3 protein-coding genes are annotated in these 3184 nt (G+C 55.9%); 2 read left to right on the forward strand and 1 reads right to left on the reverse strand.

The window, feature by feature from the left end; translation table 11 throughout:
* The first annotated feature begins 459 nt into the window (after positions 1-459).
* Both ACFFAR_RS29020 and ACFFAR_RS29025 read left to right on the forward strand, forming a co-directional pair.
* Positions 460-1491, forward strand: a complete 1032-nt coding sequence (locus tag ACFFAR_RS29020; RefSeq protein WP_375508994.1) for a glycosyltransferase family 9 protein — start codon at positions 460-462, stop codon at positions 1489-1491.
* A gap of 380 nt (positions 1492-1871) precedes the next feature.
* Positions 1872-2813 (forward strand): transposase, encoded by a 942-nt coding sequence (locus ACFFAR_RS29025; protein ID WP_375508995.1) that lies wholly within the window; start codon positions 1872-1874, stop codon positions 2811-2813.
* Positions 2814-2870: 57 nt separating this feature from the next.
* Here the strand turns inward: ACFFAR_RS29025 and ACFFAR_RS29030 are convergent.
* Positions 2871-3184, reverse strand: a 314-nt coding sequence (locus ACFFAR_RS29030; RefSeq protein ID WP_375508996.1) for a cupin domain-containing protein, incomplete at its 5' end; no start/stop codon positions are given.

Here is a 3184-nt window from a genome sequence, read left to right on the forward strand (position 1 = left end):
TACGTCGCGATATAATATTGATTACTACCGCTTGGTGACGAGTGAGCAAAAAATTGAACGAAAGGATTAGCGTAAACATGGACTATTTCTATTTATTTTAGGAGATTTTTTACCGTTGGTTATTGCTGACCTTGTCTTCGCACGTCTAACATATCGATCGTAATAAATTTCGTCCGCGTCCGTTACCTAGAAAGCTGTCCTCATTGCGCCGTTACCACCAAAAACCATTTCGGAGGTGAGGGTGCTCGACAGTATGGCCGAACTGAGCTTGTCCAGCAGCACTCAGTATGCTCAGGCTTATTTCTTGAGACCGTTGCCTGAGGTTCTCGCAGTCCGGCATAATGTTGTTAGAAGGCCTTCTGTCTTTTTAGTTTGAGTTGTGCGTTGCAAACCCACTGCCGCGTATTTCGAAACGGGGCGGCCAAGTCGGGGATGTCACAATACTAATTGGAAAGCGCGATGTTACTGGATGAAATTTCTGCCTTAACTAACATGGGGTCACTGATTTCTGCCAAAAAAGAGATCGTAGCGCCGTACGATCTTGAAGTCTCTGATACCGCAGCTGCCGATTATTGTGCGCTAGGTTTGTCTAATGGTGTCTTCAACGCTGCATTGGCTGAATTTAATCCTGATTATGCAACTGTCTCAAGGGTGAGCGTCATTAACGGCATGGGCGTGACACTTGGGGATTCCATCATTGGCATAACGGCGTTGCACGCGATCAAAGCGAATTTTCCGCAGATTTCCTTTACTATTTATCGACCGAAACATACGCCCGCATACGTCAAGCAGCTTTATGAAATCGCCGCGCCGCAACTTGGCGAAATTGTCGATTTGCCAGTCCGGCTCGCCGCCCCTGAAGAGGGGGAGTTACGCATTGATATCGGCAACCATTTGTTCTGGCCAAAATTCACGCGAATGCCGATGATCGATTTTTTCATCGATGCATTGGGCGTGAAGCCGGAATCAATTCCCGCCGAACTCAAGCGCAACCATTGGCTTGAGGATCTGTGCTTGCCGGCGCCACAGGCGACGAGCGGCGATTACGTCCTGCTGTGCCCCACGGCGAGCACGCCTGTACGAAGTATTCCAGCGTCGCAGCACGCGCGCTTGGCTGAAGCGCTGTGGCAGCGCTTCGGGCTGCCTGTGGCGGGCTTTGGCGCGATCGACCATGCGCATTACATCGATCTCACGTCGCGCTCACCGCGCACTGCAGACTTCATCGCGTGGATCCGGGGTGCACGTTATCTTTTCACTCCCGATACCGCCGCACTTCATATTGCTGCCGGCTTCGACATTCCCACCACGGCTTTTTTCACCACGATTTCCCCTGACTTGCGGGTCCGTGATTACCCGTTTTGTCATTCGGTGAGTTTGCCGCTGCCGCAATTGGAGGGCATTCAAGCGAGCAATCAGGCAGGCGACATACGAATGATCGAGCGTGCGTATCGCGGGATAGCAACACCGTCATTCTTTTCAGAAACTACTTAACGTCGTTAAATTCAATGCACTCAAGCGTCGGCAATGTAGTCGGAATAAATTACCTGAAGTTGTAAGAATAAAATATGATATGAGTCGCTGAAAATCTACTCTTTTGTCATATTCGGGCAAACCATTAGGATGGTATGCTTCCTGCACGTATTCTTCATATCCTATGACGTAGGACGATTTGTGCGCCGAGATGGAACTGGTTGTGCACCACGGCGCAGATTAGATGCATTTCGTATGCACCAACTTGTCGTTTTTAGCAAACGTTTGCGAACACATCGAATTTCCTGGATTCAGCGTCGCGCGGGTGGATTCCACCTTCGCGCATGGTTCAACGCCTGGTTCAACTTTCGCAGAGCGGTCTGGCTGCACGGAGCAACCCAATGTTTTTCGACGAACTCAGCAATGAAGAGTGGGCGCTGATCGCCCCGCTAGTGGCCGAAGGCGAAGTCCGTGAACATCGTCGGGGCCGGCCGCGCGCACATCCGCGCACCATCGTGAACGCGGTGTTGTGGATCCTGACAACCGGTGACACGTGGTCGAAGCTTCCCAGCCACTATCCAACCGTGCCGACATGCCGCCGTCGTTTCAATGACTGGCAAATGGACGGCACACTGATAGAAATGGTCACCCAGCTCGCCACGCGCGGCCGGTCATTCGCCATTGTTCCCTCGCCGCCGGTCGAAGCGCCGCAGCGGCAAACGCAAAGCGCGTATGAATGCGACCGCTTGCGCGGCGTGTTCTGGCAGAACCCGGAATCGTGGGGCGCCGGCGACGGACGCGGTGCAAATGCCGTCGACGCGCTGTTCGCTGCCGTGCCGCGCCGCTTGCCGGATGCGCATGATGTCGCACGCGCGAATGCGTCCACGGCGTTGTCCGCGAGTCGCGCCGCGATGCTCATGAATGTGCCGCGTCCCATGTATCACGATGCGTCGCGCATGGCCGGACGTCGGCTCGATCCGGTGCCCATGGCCTTCGAACCCGACTGCACGCCGGTGCATGACGCGCACGGCTACGCCATCTATGCGATCGCGCGCCCGGTCGCGGGCAGCATGTTCCGCGGCTGGGCCGAGATCGTGAAAGACGGGCGGCGCGTCGAGCGCTCGGGCCTGATTGGTCCGCGGTACGGCAATGCGGACGAAGCGGCGGCGTACGCGCTGGAGTGGTCGCGCAGATGGATCGCGTCACAATCCACGCGGGTCACGCATCCGGGTCAGGCCGCATCGACGGAAGTCGCAATGGATGCTGCTGCCAACCTCGATCATGCGCAACTGGAACGCGCGACGCCCGTCGAAGCGCGGCGTTTTGCGGACGTGCAGGGTTAGAAGTCGCAAGACCTCGCGTCATGCGGCGCGTATAAAGCGCGCGCCGCATGACGTTTCTCATTGGCGGCCGTATTTGTCGTCGAAACGAACGATGTCGTCTTCACCCAGATATGTGCCCGACTGGACTTCGATGATTTCGAGCGGCATCTTTCCCGGATTTTCCAGCCGATGCTGCACGCCAACCGGAATGTAGACCGACTCGTTTTCGGCAAGGATGAACTCCTCCTGGCCGCGCGTCACCAGCGCCGTGCCGCGCACCACGACCCAATGTTCAGCGCGGTGGTGATGCATCTGCAGCGATAACCTCGCGCCCGGTTTCACCACGATGCGCTTGACCTGGAACCGGTCGCCGTTATCGACGGAATCGTAAT

This window comes from uncultured Caballeronia sp. (assembly GCF_964243625.1).
In the GTDB taxonomy this organism is placed as follows: domain Bacteria; phylum Pseudomonadota; class Gammaproteobacteria; order Burkholderiales; family Burkholderiaceae; genus Caballeronia.